Genomic DNA, 16,805 nt, shown 5'->3' with positions numbered 1-16,805 from the left:
AGGGAGAAAACCATCAGCGGGGGTTGGCACCCTCGCTTTTTTTTGTCTCACGGTTTCTGGAAGAGTCCGTCGAGGTAGTGCTTGGAAACGACGGGCTCCTGGCAACCGTTCTGGAACAGGAATCCAGCCAGGGCTGAAGTGATGACGCTGTATTGATCCCAGTGCGGATGGGTGTTGATGAAATCCCGCATGCCGTCGTAGAGCACCTCCGGCACCTCCGCTTCAAGACTGACGCTCGCCGCGTCGCCGACGCAGCCCGGGCACTCTGGATCCATGGCCATGCTGGTGGGAATCGGCTGAGGTCGCCCCAAGTACGCCACAGGGGAGGCCCAGCGTCAAAAACGCCTTCATGGGCGACAGCATGGGCTTGGCGTGATGAGACTCGTTGCCCTGACAGGGCCATGGCCCGTGTGTCCCACAACATGCCAGAGGCTGATGGGCGCTGGCGGGGACTGTCAAGGCTGATCCGAGCAATCATTCAGTTTCCCCAGCCCCCGCCTCCCAGGCGCGCCGGAAGCACCCCATCTGTGGAAAAAGCCCCATGAAACGGGGGAAAACGGCCTCGCGGTGGGGGAAAGCCCCGAACCATCGGAAACAATGATCAGAGCCAAGTCTCTCGGGTCCAATCAAGAGATGAGACCGGCGAGGCCAACAGACCCTGACGCGGAGGCTCACTCGGCAGGGCGCCGCAGGGTGAGGGGACCCAGGGGATGGTCGGCATGGGGATAGATCGGATGGTGATGCTGCCCCCCCTGACCATGGACATGGGCGTGGTCGTGGCCGCCGGCCGGGCCTCCCACCGGCAGGGGCACCCCATCGGGCTGGCAGGCTCCCGTGCACTCCCGCTCGCAGAGGGTGCAGCTCTCCACCAGCCCTTCCACGTGGTGGTGGTGGCTGTGCTGGGGCGCCCCCACCTCCCGCTCGAAGCCCAGCACCTGGGCCCTGTACTTGCAAAGGGAGCAGTTCATGTTGGCCTCGCCCCCCAGCACCTCAGCGACCCGCTCGCGGAAGGTGTCCAGCACCAGGGGATGGTCGCCCAGGTAGCCAGCCTGGACCATCTCCAGCTCGGGATGGTCGGCAGCGACCCGCTCACTGTGCTGCCGGATCCGGCTCACCAGCACCCCGGAGAAGAGGAAATAGGGGAAGACGACGATGCGCCGGTAGCCGAGCTTGACCGCCTGGCGCAGGCCCGGCTCCACCAGAGGGAAGGTGACGCCGGAATAGAGCGTCTCCCCCCAGCCGAAGCCGAAGCCCTCCACCAGCATCCGGGTCACCTTGGCCACGTTGGAGTTGGCATCAGGGTCGGAGGAGCCGCGCCCCACCACCGCCAGGAGCGTCTCGTGCAGCGGTACGGGACTGCGGCCGTCGGCGACGGCGGCGGCATCAGCGGCCTCGAGGCTGGCGCGGATGCGGGCGGCCGCGGCCTGGATCATTTTGAGATCCACCCCCAGCTCACGGCCGTAGTCGATGCGCAGGCCCGTCTCAGCGGCGTAGGTGTTGAGCACCGAGGGGATGTCGTTCTTGGCATGGCCGGCGGCGAACAGCATCGCCGGCACCGCCAGCACATGGCGCACACCTCGCTGGCGCAGGGCGTCCAGGCCGTCGCGCAGGATCGGCCGGGCGAACTCCAGGTAGCCGTGGTCGACGGGCACCGGATCGAGGTGGTGCTGGAGCTGATGGGCCAGGGAGGCGAACTCGGCCACCGCCAGACGGTTGCGACTGCCGTGGCCGCAGACCAGCACACCGATCGGGCCGTGGGGTCCGGCCAGGGCGCCGTCTCGGTCAAGGGCGGTGGTCATGGACGTCTGCACGTGGATTGACCCTATTCCCGCGACTGGGACCAGCCGGGATGCCGCCAGGATGGGGGGGAGCCACCGGCACCCATGAGCCTGCACCTGCCCCCCTACCGGCCCCTGCCCCCACCGGGACCCAGGGCGGAACTGCTCAACGTCGCCATCGCCGACCTCCAGCCCACCCAGATGTGTGTGGGTCTGGCGGAGGTGCGCAGTCGCCAGCAGGACTTCTCCCAGGAAACAGCCGAGCAGCGGCTGCGCTACCTGCGCGGCAAACCGGTGCCCCTGGTGCGCGGTGGGGCCGGGGAGCTCTGGATGGTCGACCGCCACCATCGTCTGCGGGGACTGATCGAAATCGATCCAGCCGCCCTGGCCTATGGCTACCTGGTGCTGGATCTGCCCGGAGCCCCACCGGAGGCGGTGCTGGCCGAGCTGCAGGAGCGGGGCTGGCTGTATCTCTATGACGGCCGCGGCCATGGCCCCCTGGCGCCGGCGGCCCTGCCGCAGCGGCTGCCGGATCTCCAGGACGATCCCTACCGCTCGCTGGTGTGGCGACTCAAGAAGGAGGGAATGATCGATCCGGCTCCCCTGATCCCCTTCCACGAATTCCGCTGGGGAGCCTGGCTGCGGCGCCGCCCCCTGCCCCCCTTCAGCTCCAGCAACCTGGCGCCGGCCCTGGCCGCCGCCCGTTCCCTGGTGCGCTCCGGCTCCGCCTCCCACCTGGCCGGCTGGAAAGGCTGAGATCGCGTCCGCCGGCGGCTCAGTCGGGCCTGTTGCGAGGCGGGGCGCCATCCCCCGCCAGCAACAGCCGTTCCCAGCGATCGAACCGCTGGGCCAGCACCAACGCGGCACCGGCCAGCAGCAGCGCCACCACCAGAACCTGGGGGGTCTGCCACCAGTCGACGGCCAGCAGGGCCAGCCAGGGAATCGCCTGCAACAGCGGTCGCCAGCGCCGCAGTCCGCGCCGGGCGCCACGGCAGGCGGCGCAGTGCTGCCCGTGGCTGTGCCAGCGGTCCATCAGCGACGACTGGTCGAGGCGGGGGGGCAGGGGCTGGCCGGGGAAGGGGTCGCCGTCGTGGTCGTTGACCCAGTCGTGCAGGGCCTTGACGTAGACATCGGCGCCGGTGGCCAGGAAGAACGCCCGCTCGGCACCGCCGCTGCGGCCCCGCTGCTCCAGCACCCGCTCCTGCCAGTGCAGGAACACCTGGTCGTCCTCCAGCACGGTGTGGTTGGCGATGTGCTGCAGCCACAGGGGACGCAGACCCAGCAGCAGGGGCGGCAGGCGGGATTCGAACTGGAAGGGGAAACGGGCGAACAGGCGGCATTCGCCCCGGCGGATCGGCGTCGCATAGACCACCGTCAGAATGCGGGCGAAGCCCTGCGCCGTGAGCTCATGCCACATCAGGCCAGGGGCGGCGAAGGTGGTGGACTGGCTGCCGAGCGTTCCCTTGCGTGGCCCTTCCTGCCACAGGGCCGTGAAGCCCTCTGGGCCGGAACTGGTGATCGTCGCTGCCACCGGAGCGGCGTTCTCCCGCTTGCCCACGGTGCGGTGGTGGGTGAAGGGCACATGGCTCACATCGAGCACGTTCTCCAACAGGGTGAGCGCATCCATGGGCAGATCCCGGAAGGTGTCCTGCACGAACCAGCCCGGCTCCTGGAGCACCGGCACCAGGGGCAGGGGCACCGCCGCGGCCGCGGCCGCCTCACCGGCAAACACAAACAGCAGGCCCTGGCCCTCGGCGGTGGCGTAGGCCCGGCAGCTGGAGCGGAGGGCACTGGGGGTCGCCCCAGCCTCGGCCTGGGGGATCGCGGTGCAGTGGCCATCGCCGGCGAAGGTCCAGCCGTGGTAGGGGCACTCCAGCTCCCCGGCGCCGTTGAGGCGCCCCTGGCTGAGGGGCACCAGACGGTGGGGACAGACATCGGCGAAGGCGCGCCAGATCTGGCCGGCGCCATCCCACCAGAGCACCAGGTCCTCCTCCAGCAGGGTGAAGGCGGTGGGCCTGGTGCGGTCAAGATCCCGCAGATAGGCCACCGGATACCAGTGCTGGTGCCAGGCGGAGCTCGTCATGCCCTCAATTCTGCTGAGCGGCGGCGACGGGTGCGGGCCCGTTACGAGACAACGCCCTGGCAGCGGCGGGCGGCGGCGGTGCTCCTAGGACGGCCTGGAGGACATCCCTGCCATCCCTCTCCATTCCTGTGGTCACCTTTCTGGCCGCCAACCCCCTGGCGATCTTCGCCCTGCTGCTGGTGCTCAGCGTGGTGGTGCCGCCCCTGGTGCGGCCGCTGCGGCTGCCGGATCTGGTGGGACTGCTGGTGGCCGGGGTGGCGATCGGTCCCCATGGCCTCGGCTGGCTGGTGTCCAGCAACGAGACCGTGCGGCTGCTCTCCGATGTGGGGGTGATCTATCTGCTGTTCATCGCTGGGCTGGAGATCGATCTGGGGGAATTCCAGCGGATCCGGGCCCGCTCCTTCCGTTTCGGCCTGCTCACCTTCACCCTGCCGATGCTGGCCGGCACGGCCCTGGGCTTCGCCTACGGCTATCCGGTCGTGAGCGCCGTGCTGCTGGGCTCGATCCTGGCGTCCCACACCCCCCTGGGCTACCCGATCGTGCGCAGCTTCGGCGCCATGCGGGAGGAGTGCGTCACGGTGGCGATCGGCGGCACAATCTTCACCGACATCGCTGCCCTGGTGGTGCTGGCCCTCTGCGTCAGCCTCGGCCAGGGCCAGCTGAACGGGCCGGGGGTGGTGGGCCTGCTGCTCAAGGTGGCCCTCTACGCCGCCGCCGTGCTGCTGCTGATCCGACGGCTGGGCCGCGGACTGATCCGCCGCAGCGTCGACGGTGACAGCCGATTGTTCGTGGCGGTGCTGCTGGCCCTGTTCCTGGCGGCGGTGGGGGCGGAGCTGGTCGGGGTGGAGAAGATCGTCGGCGCCTTTCTGGCCGGACTCGCCGTGAATGGCGTCCTGCCCGATGGCCGCGTCAAGGAGCAGGTGGTGGTGGTGGGGGCGAGCCTGTTCATCCCCCTGTTCTTCATCGATCTGGGTCTGCTGCTGAATGTGCCGGTGTTCCTGAGCACCCTGTCGGGCTCGGTCTTCGCCATTGCCCTGATCCTGGCGCTGATCGCCAGCAAAGGTCTGGCCTCCTGGTGGTCGGGCCTGCTCTACCGCTACGACGGCCCCGAGATGCTCACCCTGTGGTCGCTCTCGCTCCCCCAGGTGGCCGCGACTCTCGCCGCCACCTACGTGGGGTACCGGCAGGGGCTGCTGGATGAGCGGGTGCTCAACAGCGTGCTGGCCCTGATGGTGGTGACCGCCACCCTCGGACCGATCCTCACCTCGGTAGCCATGACCCGGATGGCCACGCGTGGGGCCCAGGATCTCAGCCTGCAGGAGAGCGGTCAGCTGGCCCTGGTGCGACGGGCCCTGCGGGTGCTGGTGCCGATCAGCGAGGCCCGCAGCGAGGAACCGCTGCTGGTGCTGGCAGGACGGCTGATCGATGGCGATGCGGGCCGGCAGGGAACCGTGCTGCCCCTGTCGGTGGTGTCGCCGCGCCAGGCCGAGGCGGGTCGCCGGCCCCAGCCGCTCGTGCACAGGGCTCTGGCCGAAGGGCGAGCGCTGCTGGAGCGGGCCGATGCCTTCACTGCGGCAGCAGGGGTGCCCAGCCGCTCCCTGCTGCGGGTCGACAACGACATCCCCGGTGGCATCGCCCGCACGGCCCTCGAGCAGGGCGCTGATCTGGTGCTGGTGGGAGTGGCTCCGGGGCCCCGACTGGGGCGCTGGCTGTTCGGCGATCTGGTGGCCGCCATCTGCCGTCAGGCTCACTGCCCGGTGGTGATGGCCCGTCTGCGGGACGACCCGGCCAGCTTCCGCCGGTTGCTCGTCCCGGTGAAGGACCTCTCCGCCGGCGCCCTGGAGCAGTACCAGCTGGCGGAGCGCCTGCTCAGCGCCTGCCCGCCTGGTGAGGGCGCCGCCATCACCCTGCTGCACATCCATGAGCCCTGGTTGCCCCAGGCGGAGCGGGAGCAGCTGGCCCGCCAGCTCCAGGGCTGGGTTGCCTCTCCCTCCAGGTCCAGGGAGGGCGTGCCGGTCACGGTAGAGCTCCTGGCCCACCAGAACGTGGCCGAGGCGATCGAGCTCGGCAGCGAGAGCCACGATCTGGTGATCCTGCGCTCCCTGAGGCGCCTGGTGGAGGGCGTGCCGATTCCCGCCAGCGACCAGGCCACCAGCCTGCTGCGGCGCCTGCACTGCTCGGCCCTGGTGATCAGCGATCCACTCCACTGATCCACTCCACTGATCCACTGCACTGATCCAGGGCCTTGACTAGACAGAGGAGAGACCTGCCGCTCCCATGTCCTTCAGCCATCTCCTGGTGCCCAGCGACGGTTCCGACCTCTCGATGGCGGCCGTACGCCACGCCGTGGCCCTGGCCGCCTCCCTCGGGGCCCGCATCACCTTCTTCCATGCCCAGGCCAGCGTGCCGGTGCAGGTGGTGGGGCTCGGTGAGATGCTCGATGCCACCACCATGGAGGCCCTGATGAGCGCCAGCCGCAAGGATGGGGATCGCATCCTGGAGGAGTCGCTGGCGGTGGCCAAGGAGGCCGGCGTCAACGCCACGGCCGAGCGTGTGCTGAGCGACCTGCCCCACCAGGCCATCGTCGAGGCCTCCACCCGACTGGGCTGCGACCTGATCGTGATGGCCTCCCACGGCCGCCGCGGCCTGGTGGGGATGCTGATCGGCAGCGAAACCCAGCGGGTGCTGGTCCAGTCCCCCTGCCCGGTGCTGGTGATCCGATGACAGCGAACCCCTCCGGCGGGGGCGGCGGCGCTGCGGATCGGGCCTACGACATCCTGCGCTCCCAGCACCAGCCGCTGGCGGCGCTCTTCTCGCCCAGCACCGTGGCCGTGATCGGGGCCTCCGACCGGCCAGGCAGCGTCGGGCGCGGGGTGCTCTGGAACCTGATCAGCCATCCCTTCGGCGGCACCGTCTACCCCATCAACCCCAAGCGCCCGAGCGTGCTCGGGATCCGGGCCTACGCCACTGTGGCGGAGGTGCCCGAGCCGGTGGACCTGGCCGTGATCGCCACCCCCGCCGCTACGGTGCCGGCCCTGATCGAGGAGTGCGCGGCGGCCGGGGTGAAGGGCGTGATCGTGCTGTCGGCGGGCTTCCGGGAGATCGGCGCCGCCGGCATCGCCCTGGAGGCCCGTATCCGCGATGGCCTGCGCCGCAGCGGCATGCGACTGGTGGGCCCCAACTGCCTGGGGCTGATGAATCCCCGCACCGGCCTCAACGCCACCTTCGCCGGCGCCATGGCCCGCCCAGGCCACGTGGGCTTCCTGAGCCAGTCGGGGGCGATCTGCACCGCCGTCCTCGACTGGAGCCTGCAGGAGAACGTGGGCTTCAGCGCCTTCGTCTCGATGGGCTCGATGCTGGATGTCGACTGGGGGGATCTGATCACCTACCTGGGCGACGACCCGGAGACCCACAGCATCGTCATCTACATGGAATCGATCGGTGACCCCCGCTCGTTCCTCTCGGCGGCTCGGGAGGTCGCCCTCACCAAGCCGATCGTGGTGATCAAGGCCGGCCGCACCGCCGAGGCGGCCCAGGCGGCGGCCTCCCACACCGGGGCCCTCACCGGCAGTGACGCCGTCCTGGATGCCGCCTTCCGACGCTGCGGTGTGCTCCGCGTCGACAGCATCACCGACCTCTTCGATCTGGCCGAAGTGCTGGCCAAGCAACGCCGCCGTCCCCTGGGTCCGCGGCTGACGATCCTCACCAACGCCGGGGGGCCGGGTGTGATCGCCACCGATGCCCTGGTGCGCCATGGCGGTCAGCTGGCCACCCTCACTCCGGCGACGCTCACAGCCCTCGATGCCGTGCTGCCGCAGCACTGGAGTCGGGCCAATCCCATCGACATCCTGGGGGACGCGGATCCGGACCGCTACGAGCGGGCCATCCGCCACGCCCTCGACGACCCCGACAGCGACGGTCTGCTGGTGGTCCTCACCCCCCAGGCCATGACCGATCCCACCAGCACGGCTGAGCGGCTGGTGGCCTTGGCGGCGACCACCACCAAGCCGCTGCTGGCCAGCTGGATGGGGGGCCAGGACGTGGAGGCAGGGGAGCGCCTGCTGAATGCCGCCGGCATCGCCACTTACCGCTACCCGGACGCGGCCGTGCAGCTGTTCGATCTCCTGTGGCGCTACAGCGACAACCTGCGCGCCCTCTACGAAACCCCGGCCCTGGTGCCCGAGACCGAAACGACCGGAGCCGGCGAGCCCCACGCCGATCGCCAGCGGGTGGAAGCGCTGTTGGAAGGGGTGCTGGCCCAGGGACGCACCCTGCTGAACGAATGGGAAGCCAAACAGGTGCTGGAGGCCTATGGCATTCCCACCGTTCCCACCCACATGGCCACCAGTGCCGAGGCGGCGGCGGCGGCGGCCGACGCCATGGGCTACCCGGTGGTGATCAAGCTGCTCTCCGCCGAGCTCACCCACAAGAGCGACGTCGGTGGCGTGCAACTCAACCTGCGCAACGGCGCCGCGGTGACCCAGGCCTTCCGCACCATGCAGGAAGCGATCGTGGCCCTGCATGGGGAGAGCGCCTTCGGCGGGGTGACCGTGCAGCCCATGCTGGAACTCACGGGCGCCTACGAGCTGATCGTCGGCAGCAGCATCGACCCCCAGTTCGGCCCGGTGATCCTGTTCGGCACCGGTGGCCTGCTGGTGGAGGTGTTCCGCGACAGCGCCGTGGCCCTGCCGCCACTGAACACCACCCTGGCCCGGCGGCTGATGGAACGCACCCGCATCTATGCGGCGCTGCAGGGGGTGCGCGGCCGGCCCCCGGTGGATCTGGCGGCACTGGAGCGGCTGCTGGTGCGCCTCAGCCGGCTGGTGCTGGAGCACCCGGCCATCCTCGAGCTGGACATCAATCCCCTCCGGGTGGCGCCTGGGAACGACAAGGGGTCGCTGGTGGCCCTGGATGCCCGGGTGCTGCTGCAACCCTCCTCCGGGGCCACCTGTTTCACCCCCAGGCCAGCGATCCGGCCCTACCCCAGCGAGTACGTGCGCGCCTGGCACCTGCCCGACGGTTCACCGGTGACGCTCCGGCCGATCCGGCCAGAAGACGAACCCCTGCTGGTGAGCTTCCACCGCACCCTGTCGGAGCAGAGCGTCTACTTCCGCTACTTCCATCTGATGACCCTGGGCCACCGCATCGCCCACGAACGGCTGACCCGGATCTGCTTCACCGACTACGACAGGGAGATGGCCCTGGTGGTGGAGCGGCCGGGGCAGAACGGCGCCCCGGCCGAGGTGCTGGGGGTGGGCCGGCTCAGCCGGATCCACGACGACAACGCCGCCGAGTTCGCCATGCTGATTGCCGATCCCTGGCAGCGGCAGGGGTTAGGCACAGCCTTGCTGGGGCTGCTGATCACGATCGGCCGGGCCGAAGGGCTCGAGCGGATCTGCGCCGAGATCCTCCATGAGAACAGGGGCATGCAGCACGTCTGCCAGAAGCTGGGCTTCCGGCTCCGGCCGTCGGCCGAGTGCGTGCATGCCGAGATCAGCCTGCTTGATGCTGCAGTTGCCAGGCCCGCTGCAGATCCACCCGGGTGACGCGGAAACCCAGCCGGCGGGCGGCCAGCAGCAGTTCCGCTCTGGAGCGGCAGTGGCGCAGCCCGCGGCGGATCACCTCATCCGTCTCGGCCTCGTCAACGAGGCGCTCCAGTTCACTCCAGCTCATCGTGTCCTCCCGCCCTCTGACTCACGCTGGCAAGGGCAGGGCGATCTGACCAGGGGTCGACAACAAGCGATGCAGAGGGGGCGCTGGCAGCGAGTCGCATCTTGTCGGACATCGACAGGGGTCCATTCACGGGTCGGTCACATCGCTTCGCTTGATTGATGTCACCCCCACTTCAGGGGTCGCTCCTCACAACGCGAACCACCATGACCACCATCCTTCGTCTGGGTTCCCGCCGCCTCGCGGGACTGCTGGGCACCACCGGCGCCCTGGCCCTGCTCGCCACCCCTCTGGAGGCCTGGGCCGGTCCCTGGGGCCAGGCCGGCGTTCCGCGTCAGGTCGACAGCCGCCGTGTTCCCTACCCCGTGCCCACCCTGCCCAGCCCCTCCTCCTATGGGGATGGCTACGGCGGTGGCTACCGGGCCGACTATGATGTCGACCGCTACCGGGCCAACCTGCCGGTGGCTCCCGACTACATCCAGGCCCAGACCGCCCAGCGCTGCAACGTCGGCCGGCTGGTGGGCGGCATCATCGGCGGTGGCCTGGGCTACGCCGCCTCCCGCCAGGACGGCCGCACCTGGGCCGTGCCGCTCGGGGCCCTGCTGGGTCAGCAGATGGGCTGCAGCATCGGCGCCCAGCGGGCTCCCCTGCCCTGGTGAGCCCCCGGCTCAGGAAGCGGTCCCGAAGGCCACCTGACAGGCGGCATTGAGGAGTTCCGCTTCCTGGGCATTCCCCGGCACCTGGCCATTCAGCAAGCCCGACTGACAGTCGGCCGACAGCTGATAGACGCTGCCGTTGGCACTGACGTCGAAGGCCACCGTGCTGGTGCCGGTCGGTTGAACCGTGCCGAAGAGCAGCTGGTACTCGGTGTTGGGCACCACGATCACGGTCTGGCTGCTGGCCACGGCGGCGTCGACGGCACTGTTGATGATCGAAGCCGTCGCCAGGGTGGCCACACCCCAGGTGGCGGCCCGGGCCCCCCACCATCCCCAGGACGGGGTGGCCCAGCCGCCGTACCAGCCGTGGTTCCAGGGTCGGGCGACGCCCCAGCCCGGACGGGCCCAGCCGGGCCGGACACCGAAGGCGTTGACGTTGGCGGCGCGGGTCCAGTTGCGGTTGACGTTGACGCTGCGGTTGAGGTTGCGGTTGACGTTGACGTTCCGGTTCAGGTTGGCGTTGACGTTGCGGTTGAGGGTTCCGGCCCCGCCGACCCTGTTCACACCCGCTGCCCCAACCCCTGCAGGCCGGTTGAGGCCTGCTGCTCCAACCCCACCAGGTCGTGCCACGGGACCAGCCAGCGAAGGACGACCCATCCCGCCGGCGGCACCGCCGCTCCAGCCACCGGCGGGTCGGGTCGCGCCACGGTTGAGACCACCGGCGCCGCCGGATCCCTGGAAGCCACTGTGGGCCCTGGCCGCACCACCAGCGCGCGCCCCACCACCCGCGGCTCTGCCAGCTCCACCACCAGCTCTGCCAGCTCCCCCGGCCCTGGCACCTCCACCACCTCTGCCACCTCCGCCGCCGCGGGCGATCAGCTGCGGAGTGAGCGAGGAAGAAGACGTTTCCAGGGCAAGGGCAGCCCCGACCGGCGAAGCGATCACACCGGCCATCAACAGAGCGATTCCAGCGAGGGTTTTCATTTCAGCAGCAGCGCGCAGGCGTCGTCGTAGCAGCTGGCGTCCACCCGACCGTCGCTGCCGAAGTGCACCATCACCAGATCTCGGCCCTGGAGGCGGGTGTTGGCGCGATCCTCCCGGACACTGTTGAGGTAATTCGGGTTGACCACACAGAGGTCCTTGCCGTTGAAGCAGACCGTGTTGGTGGAGAACCGGGCCGACGCCCCGCGCAGCGGGCGCCATTGCTTGGTGTCGTTCGCCCAGATCGCCATGGTCACCGGTTCAGCGGTGATGCGGACCGTTTCGACCCCGGTGCCGATGCGGTGGCGGTAGAGCGTGGCCCCGCCCGCATCCACCGCTTCCACTGTGCAGGGCACCGGAGCCGCCCCCTGGAGCGCGCACTGGGTTGAAAGGGTGTAAAGCACCTTGGTCGCTGGAGCAGCCTGAGCCGCTGGAGCGGGCTGCGGTGCCAGCAGGAGAGTGGCCGTCAGACCCGCCAGCATCCCGCCAGCGAGGACGGCGGGACGGTAGCCGGTGCCGCCAGCGTGGCGGCCAAAGGGGTGAAGGCTGATCCGGCGGTGGGGCATGGGGAAACGAATCAATGGGGCTGGCGCACAATGGCTAGCGTTGTTTCCAGAGTGGGCATCAAGGATCTCGGTGACGACGCCATCGCGAAAAACGTTGTAATCGGGGTCGTTGCTCCACGTCCCCATCCCCACGCCGGGACTCCAGCCGTTGCTCCGCTTCGATCTCCCGCTCTGGAAAACTGATTCAGGAAGGTCCGGATCACCGCGACCACGCCAAGCTGAATCAGCTTCTGGCCAGACGGCGCGGGGGTGGCGGCCGGGATGCCGGCGCCGGGCTGGCTCGCCAGGGCCATTGACAGCCAACTGTCGAAGCTGAGCCACCCCAGGATGAAATCGAGCGCAGCAGGGTGACCCGCAGGCAGGAGAGCACCGAGAGTTTCAGGCCAAGCAGGAGGGTGAGGAGCCGTTTCCTTAGCAGCAGAACCACCAGGGGCACCAAGACCGGCCTGCAACCCAATCGAATCACAGACGCTCGATGAAGGAGGAAGCGCTCGGGTCGAGATCCATTCCCCTGAGATCAGCAACCTGGAAAAGGACGCCGGTGAGGTCGACCTCGCCGAAAATGGCTCGGCTGAAGTTGGCCCCCTTCAGGTGAGCGCCCTGAAGATTGGCCTTCCTCATCACCGTGTTGGCGATAATGTTCCCGCGCCAACGGCTGAAAGGGATCCTGACGACCTCCAGATTCGTTCCCTGCGATCCGAAGTCGTCCTGCCAGAGCCCGTCTGCGGAGAGATCCTCAACGATTCACAAGGGCCAGCACTGATCAAGTCCATCCACCACAGAGTGCTGGTCGCAGGCGAGCTTGTGTTACGGAGCCAGACATGCTGCGGCAGCCTATCGCGACTGACGGGCCTGAGCCGGGAGATTCATTGACGCCAACAGATCAACTTGACCCCAAAAGATCAACGCCCTCACGCATTGCCACGCCAAGTCGTTGACATGTTGCCACCGAAGAAGCGGCACATCATGACGAAATGTTCCATGCGATACGCAATCAGGCTGTCAATCATCAAGGTGATTCAAGCCTTGGCGCCCCAGTCGCTTGGGATGTGAACAGCCCGTCGTCGACTCAGAGGGAGCCACTGACGAATGAAGCCCATACGGATGAACCCCTTTAAGAAGCCGAAGCTGCTTTCCCTGGCCGGCCTCACCGCTCTGGCCTGCCTGATCTGGTTCGCCCTGGTGCCCGCCTTTGCACTGGAGGCCAACCGGCCCGCTGCTGGGGCGGTTGGCGGGGCGAACCGACCGAACATCATCGTGATCCTGGCCGACGACCTCGGCAATGCCGATCTCGGCTACCGGGGCAGCGACATCAAGACGCCGAACATCGACAAGCTGGCCCGGGAGGGCGTTCGGATGGAGTCCTTCCACGGCATGCCCGTCTGCACGCCGTCCCGGGCTGCCCTGATGACGGGACGCCACCCGATGCGCTACGGCCTCCAGACCCTGGTGATCTTTCCCAACCACACCTACGGCCTGCCAACGGATGAGCGCACCCTGCCCCAGGCGCTGAAGGAGGCGGGCTACCAGACCTCGATGGTGGGCAAGTGGCACCTGGGCCATGCCGACAAGAAATACTGGCCGCAGAAGCGGGGCTTCGATCACTTCTACGGCAACCTCGTCGGCGAGGTCGACTACTTCACCAAGATGCGCGGCGGCATCGTCGACTGGCAGCGCGACGGCAAATTCCTGCAGGAGACCACCTACTACCTGCCCCTGATCGGTGACGAGGCGGTGAAGCAGATCGAGCGGCAAGACAAAACCAAGCCTTTCTTCCTCTACTTCGCCTCCCTGGCGCCCCATGCCCCCTATCAGGCCCAGAAGGCCGATGAAGACCGTTACGCCGCCAGCATCAAGGACCCGACCCGCCGCACCTATGCCGCCATGGTCACCTCGGTGGACGACCAGGTGGGCCGCATCGTGGCTGCCCTGGAAAAGCGGGGGATGCGCGAGAACACCCTGATCATCTTCTCCAGCGACAACGGTGGCCCCCGCAGTGCCGTGGTGGCCAGCGGTGCCCACTCCCGCGAAGAGCGGGCCGAAAGCGGCGTGAAGGAGGGCTCCCTGCCGGCGAGCAACGGCAACCTGCGCGGTGGCAAGGGCAGCCTCTACGAAGGCGGTGTGCGTGTGCCGACGATCTTCAACTGGCCCGGCACCTTGAAGCCCGCCGTGATCAGTGAGCCGGCGCAGATGGTGGACATCATGCCCACCGCCCTGGCCCTGGCCGGCGCGGCGCCAAACCCCTCCAGCAAGCCCCTCGATGGCAAGAACCTCCTGCCGATGCTCACCGAAGGCAAGCCCTCGCCCCACGACGACCTCCTGATCAACGTCGAAGCCTTCCGCGGCGCCATCATCAAGGGCCAGTGGAAGCTGGTGAAGATTGCGTTGCTGCCGGGCAAGATCGAACTGTTCGACCTCAAGGCCGACCCCGGCGAGAAGAACAACGTGGCCGAGCAGAACCCTGAGGTGGTGCGTGATCTCGAGGCCCGCTTACAGGCCTATGCCAAGCAGCAGAAGATGAGCGAGTGGTTGAAGGCCCAGCCCGACTACCTCGGCGCCCAGGGCGAGAAGACGATCCTGGACCCCGACTTCGACATCGATGACGGCGGACTGCCGCAACAGAAGCCGGTGCTGCCCAAGCCATGAAGCCGCCATTCCGGTTCCTGGCGGTGGCGCTGGTGTGTCTGCTGCTCAGCAGTGGCGTGATCTCCGGGGCCTGGGCCCGTCCAAGCGCATCAGCCACGGCATCAGCCCAATCGGCAGCCAGCCCAGCCGCCACCCCCACCGACGGCTCGGTGCTGCCTTTCCCGCCGGTGCCCAGCGCCAGCCTCGCCCGCCCCCGACTGCAGGACTCGGTGCACAAACGCCGCGCCCAGCCCCAGCACCTCAGAGCCGATGCGCCCAACGTACTGATCGTCCTGCTGGACGACGTCGGCTTCGGCCAGGCCTCCACCTTCGGCGGCGAGATCAACACGCCCACCCTCAGCAAACTGGCGGACCAGGGCCTGAGCTACAACACCTTTCACACCACCGCCATCTGCTCCCCCACCCGGGCGGCCTTGCTCACCGGACGCAATCACCAGCGGGTGGGCAACGGCACGATCGCCGAACGGGCCGTCGACTGGGATGGCTACACGGGCGTGATTCCGAAAACGTCGGCCACCATGGCCGAAGTGCTGCACCACTACGGCTACAAGACGGCGGCTTTCGGCAAGTGGCACAACACACCGGCGGATCAGACCACTGCCATGGGGCCGTTCGATCGCTGGCCGACGGGCCACGGCTTCGATTACTTCTACGGCTTCCTCGCCGGTGAAACCTCCCAGTGGGAGCCCCGCCTGGTGGAGAACACCACCGCCATTGAGCCACCGCACGACAAGAATTACCACCTCAGCGAGGACATGGCCCAGCGCAGCATCGACTGGCTGCGCAAGCACCGGGCCTTCTCACCTGACAAGCCCTTCTTCCTCTACTGGGCCCCTGGGGCGGCCCACGGGCCCCACCAGGTGGGCAAGGAGTGGTCCGAGAAGTACAAGGGCAAGTTCGATACCGGCTGGGATGCCTACCGCGAGCGGGTGTTCGCGCGCCAGAAGCAACTCGGCTGGATTCCCGCCAACACCAAACTGACGCCCCGCACCGGCACCATGCCCGCCTGGGAAAGCATTCCGGCGGCCCAGCGGCCGTTCCAGCTTCGGCTGATGGAGATCTACGCCGGCTTCGTCGAGCACGTGGATGCCCAGGTGGGCAAGGTGATCGATGAGCTGGAGCGCCTGGGGGTGCGGGACAACACAATCGTCATCTACATCTTCGGCGACAACGGCGCCAGCGCCGAAGGCCAGAACGGCACGATCAGCGAGTTGCTGGCTCAGAACGGGATCCCCAACACCGTCGAGCAGCAGATCGCGGCCCTGGAGAAGATGGGCGGCCTCGATCTGTTGGGCGGTCCCAAGACCGACAGCATGTACCACGCCGGCTGGGCCTGGGCAGGCAACACGCCATTCCAATACACCAAATTGATCGCCTCCCATTTCGGCGGTACCCGCAATCCGATGGTGATCTCCTGGCCCAAAGGGATCAAGCCCGACAAGACACCCCGGCCCCAGTTCCACCATGTCAATGACATCGCGCCAACGATCTACGAACTCATCGGCATCAAGCCGCCCACCATGGTGGATGGATTCCAGCAGGATCCGATCGATGGGGTGAGCCTGGCCTACACCTTCGCCGATGCCAAGGCGCCCACGCGCAAGAAGGTTCAGTACTTCGACAACAACGGCAGTCGCGCCATCTTCCAGGACGGCTGGCTCGCCGCCACCTTCGGCCCTTTGGTCCCCTGGCTGCCGGGCGCGCCAGGGCTGGCCTCCTGGGATTCGGCCAAGGACAAATGGGAGCTTTACAACCTCAACGCTGACTTCTCCGAAGCCGACGATCTCGCCGCCCGTGAACCGCAACGGCTGGCCCAACTTCAGACATCCTTCGATCAGCAGGCCGTGGCCAACAAGGTCTATCCGCTGGGCGCCGGTATCTGGCTGCGGCTTCACCCCGAAGACCGGATCAAGTCGCCCTACAGGAGCTGGCAGTTCGATGCCACCACCACGCGCATGCCGGAGTTCACGGCCCCGGGACTGGGCCGGGAGAGCAGCACCGTGAGCATTGATGCCGATTTCAAGGAGAACGGCTCCGGCGTGCTGTATGCCCTGGGCGGATCGGGCGGCGGCCTCAGCCTCTACCTGGACAAGGGACAGCTCATTTACGAGTACAACATGATGATCATCGAGCGCTATACCGCTCGTTCGAAGAACAGGATCCCCGCCGGCAGGCATCGCATCGAGGTGACCACCACCTTCGCCAGTGCGCAGCCCCTCTCGCCGGCTGAGGTGGTGCTGAAGCTGGATGGTCAGGAGGTGGCGCGCACCACGGCGGCTCGCACCGTGCCCGCTGCCTTCTCCCCCAGCGAAACCTTTGATGTGGGCGTGGATCTCGGCTCAACGGTGTCACTCGATTACTTCGAGCGCCGGCCCTTCCGCTTCGACGGCACGATCCACGGCGTTGACGTGAAGATGAACTGAAT

16 protein-coding genes are annotated in these 16,805 nt (G+C 68.0%); 7 read left to right on the top strand and 9 right to left on the bottom strand.

Going from position 1 to position 16,805, the window contains the following annotated elements; translation table 11 throughout:
• Positions 1–47 precede the first annotated feature (47 nt).
• Together VB739_RS01255 and VB739_RS01250 are read right to left on the bottom strand one after the other, a co-directional pair.
• Positions 48–281: a DUF2811 domain-containing protein gene (locus tag VB739_RS01255; RefSeq protein ID WP_323355330.1), complete on the bottom strand. Its 234-nt coding sequence runs from the start codon at positions 279–281 to the stop codon at positions 48–50.
• Positions 282–671: 390 nt separating this feature from the next.
• Positions 672–1,799 carry a sirohydrochlorin chelatase gene (locus tag VB739_RS01250; RefSeq protein ID WP_323355329.1) on the bottom strand — a complete coding sequence of 376 codons (1,128 nt, stop codon included), beginning with the start codon at positions 1,797–1,799 and terminating at the stop codon, positions 672–674.
• An 84-nt stretch (positions 1,800–1,883) separates the two neighbouring features.
• Between VB739_RS01250 and VB739_RS01245 the strand changes: the two genes are divergently transcribed.
• Positions 1,884–2,534, top strand: a complete 651-nt coding sequence (locus tag VB739_RS01245) for a ParB-like protein (protein WP_323355328.1) — start codon at positions 1,884–1,886, stop codon at positions 2,532–2,534.
• 19 nt (positions 2,535–2,553) lie between these two features.
• On the opposite strand, the gene VB739_RS01240 is transcribed toward VB739_RS01245, so the two are convergent.
• Positions 2,554–3,861, bottom strand: a complete 1,308-nt coding sequence (locus VB739_RS01240; RefSeq protein WP_323355327.1) for a Rieske 2Fe-2S domain-containing protein — start codon at positions 3,859–3,861, stop codon at positions 2,554–2,556.
• 128 nt (positions 3,862–3,989) lie between these two features.
• On the opposite strand from VB739_RS01240, the gene VB739_RS01235 reads away from it, so the two are divergent.
• The 3 genes from VB739_RS01235 (at position 3,990) to VB739_RS01225 (ending at position 9,407) form a co-directional block, all read left to right on the top strand.
• Entirely contained in the window at positions 3,990–6,071 is a 2,082-nt protein-coding gene (locus tag VB739_RS01235; RefSeq protein ID WP_323355326.1) for a cation:proton antiporter, read from the top strand.
• Positions 6,072–6,138: 67 nt separating this feature from the next.
• Positions 6,139–6,585, top strand: a complete 447-nt coding sequence (locus tag VB739_RS01230; RefSeq protein ID WP_323355325.1) for a universal stress protein — start codon at positions 6,139–6,141, stop codon at positions 6,583–6,585.
• The gene (locus VB739_RS01225; protein ID WP_323355324.1) at positions 6,582–9,407 is read left to right on the top strand and encodes a bifunctional acetate--CoA ligase family protein/GNAT family N-acetyltransferase; all 2,826 of its coding nucleotides are present in this window, start codon (positions 6,582–6,584) and stop codon (positions 9,405–9,407) included. Before VB739_RS01230 ends, VB739_RS01225 begins: the two co-directional genes overlap by 4 nt.
• Here VB739_RS01225 and VB739_RS01220 read toward each other — a convergent pair.
• Complete coding sequence (locus VB739_RS01220; protein ID WP_323355323.1) at positions 9,355–9,534, bottom strand: Nif11-like leader peptide family natural product precursor; 180 nt, start codon at positions 9,532–9,534, stop codon at positions 9,355–9,357. The two genes, VB739_RS01225 and VB739_RS01220, sit on opposite strands and share 53 nt — an antisense overlap.
• A 203-nt stretch (positions 9,535–9,737) precedes the next feature.
• On the opposite strand from VB739_RS01220, the gene VB739_RS01215 reads away from it, so the two are divergent.
• The gene (locus VB739_RS01215; RefSeq protein ID WP_323355322.1) at positions 9,738–10,190 is read left to right on the top strand and encodes a hypothetical protein; all 453 of its coding nucleotides are present in this window, start codon (positions 9,738–9,740) and stop codon (positions 10,188–10,190) included.
• Positions 10,191–10,199: 9 nt separating this feature from the next.
• On the opposite strand, the gene VB739_RS01210 is transcribed toward VB739_RS01215, so the two are convergent.
• From VB739_RS01210 to VB739_RS01190, 5 genes are all read right to left on the bottom strand, one after another.
• Positions 10,200–10,751 (bottom strand): hypothetical protein, encoded by a 552-nt coding sequence (locus VB739_RS01210; protein WP_323355321.1) that lies wholly within the window; start codon positions 10,749–10,751, stop codon positions 10,200–10,202.
• Complete coding sequence (locus VB739_RS01205) at positions 10,748–11,044, bottom strand: hypothetical protein (RefSeq protein WP_323355320.1); 297 nt, start codon at positions 11,042–11,044, stop codon at positions 10,748–10,750. Before VB739_RS01205 ends, VB739_RS01210 begins: the two co-directional genes overlap by 4 nt.
• A 123-nt stretch (positions 11,045–11,167) precedes the next feature.
• Complete coding sequence (locus VB739_RS01200) at positions 11,168–11,734, bottom strand: hypothetical protein (RefSeq protein ID WP_323355319.1); 567 nt, start codon at positions 11,732–11,734, stop codon at positions 11,168–11,170.
• Positions 11,735–11,745: 11 nt separating this feature from the next.
• A complete protein-coding gene (locus tag VB739_RS01195) occupies positions 11,746–12,027 on the bottom strand; it encodes a hypothetical protein (RefSeq protein ID WP_323355347.1) in 282 nt (93 codons plus the stop codon).
• A 169-nt stretch (positions 12,028–12,196) separates the two neighbouring features.
• A complete protein-coding gene (locus VB739_RS01190; RefSeq protein WP_323355318.1) occupies positions 12,197–12,355 on the bottom strand; it encodes a pentapeptide repeat-containing protein in 159 nt (52 codons plus the stop codon).
• Between the two features lie 483 nt (positions 12,356–12,838).
• Here VB739_RS01190 and VB739_RS01185 point away from each other — a divergent pair, with 483 nt between their 5' ends.
• The gene (locus VB739_RS01185; RefSeq protein ID WP_323355317.1) at positions 12,839–14,380 is read left to right on the top strand and encodes an arylsulfatase; all 1,542 of its coding nucleotides are present in this window, start codon (positions 12,839–12,841) and stop codon (positions 14,378–14,380) included.
• Positions 14,377–16,803, top strand: a complete 2,427-nt coding sequence (locus VB739_RS01180; RefSeq protein WP_323355316.1) for an arylsulfatase — start codon at positions 14,377–14,379, stop codon at positions 16,801–16,803. The genes VB739_RS01185 and VB739_RS01180 overlap by 4 nt, the downstream gene beginning before the upstream one ends.
• Positions 16,804–16,805: the final 2 nt, after the last annotated feature.

Origin of the sequence: Cyanobium gracile UHCC 0281, assembly GCF_034931305.1 — a bacterium.
Taxonomy (GTDB): Bacteria; Cyanobacteriota; Cyanobacteriia; order PCC-6307; family Cyanobiaceae; genus Cyanobium; species Cyanobium gracile_A.
Note: the sequence above shows the minus strand (reverse complement) of the source record. Positions and strands in the feature narration are given on the sequence as shown.

Bases quoted from the DNA above. Each gene is read 5' to 3' on its own strand.
- VB739_RS01255 (WP_323355330.1), bottom strand. From the start codon at position 281: ATGGCCATGGATCCAGAGTGCCCGGGCTGCGTCGGCGACGCGGCGAGC.
- VB739_RS01250 (WP_323355329.1), bottom strand. From the start codon at position 1,799: ATGACCACCGCCCTTGACCGAGACGGCGCCCTGGCCGGACCCCACGGC.
- VB739_RS01245 (WP_323355328.1), top strand. From the start codon at position 1,884: ATGAGCCTGCACCTGCCCCCCTACCGGCCCCTGCCCCCACCGGGACCC.
- VB739_RS01240 (WP_323355327.1), bottom strand. From the start codon at position 3,861: ATGACGAGCTCCGCCTGGCACCAGCACTGGTATCCGGTGGCCTATCTG.
- VB739_RS01230 (WP_323355325.1), top strand. From the start codon at position 6,139: ATGTCCTTCAGCCATCTCCTGGTGCCCAGCGACGGTTCCGACCTCTCG.
- VB739_RS01225 (WP_323355324.1), top strand. From the start codon at position 6,582: ATGACAGCGAACCCCTCCGGCGGGGGCGGCGGCGCTGCGGATCGGGCC.
- VB739_RS01220 (WP_323355323.1), bottom strand. From the start codon at position 9,534: ATGAGCTGGAGTGAACTGGAGCGCCTCGTTGACGAGGCCGAGACGGAT.
- VB739_RS01215 (WP_323355322.1), top strand. From the start codon at position 9,738: ATGACCACCATCCTTCGTCTGGGTTCCCGCCGCCTCGCGGGACTGCTG.
- VB739_RS01200 (WP_323355319.1), bottom strand. From the start codon at position 11,734: ATGCCCCACCGCCGGATCAGCCTTCACCCCTTTGGCCGCCACGCTGGC.
- VB739_RS01195 (WP_323355347.1), bottom strand. From the start codon at position 12,027: ATGGCCCTGGCGAGCCAGCCCGGCGCCGGCATCCCGGCCGCCACCCCC.
- VB739_RS01190 (WP_323355318.1), bottom strand. From the start codon at position 12,355: ATGAGGAAGGCCAATCTTCAGGGCGCTCACCTGAAGGGGGCCAACTTC.
- VB739_RS01185 (WP_323355317.1), top strand. From the start codon at position 12,839: ATGAACCCCTTTAAGAAGCCGAAGCTGCTTTCCCTGGCCGGCCTCACC.
- VB739_RS01180 (WP_323355316.1), top strand. From the start codon at position 14,377: ATGAAGCCGCCATTCCGGTTCCTGGCGGTGGCGCTGGTGTGTCTGCTG.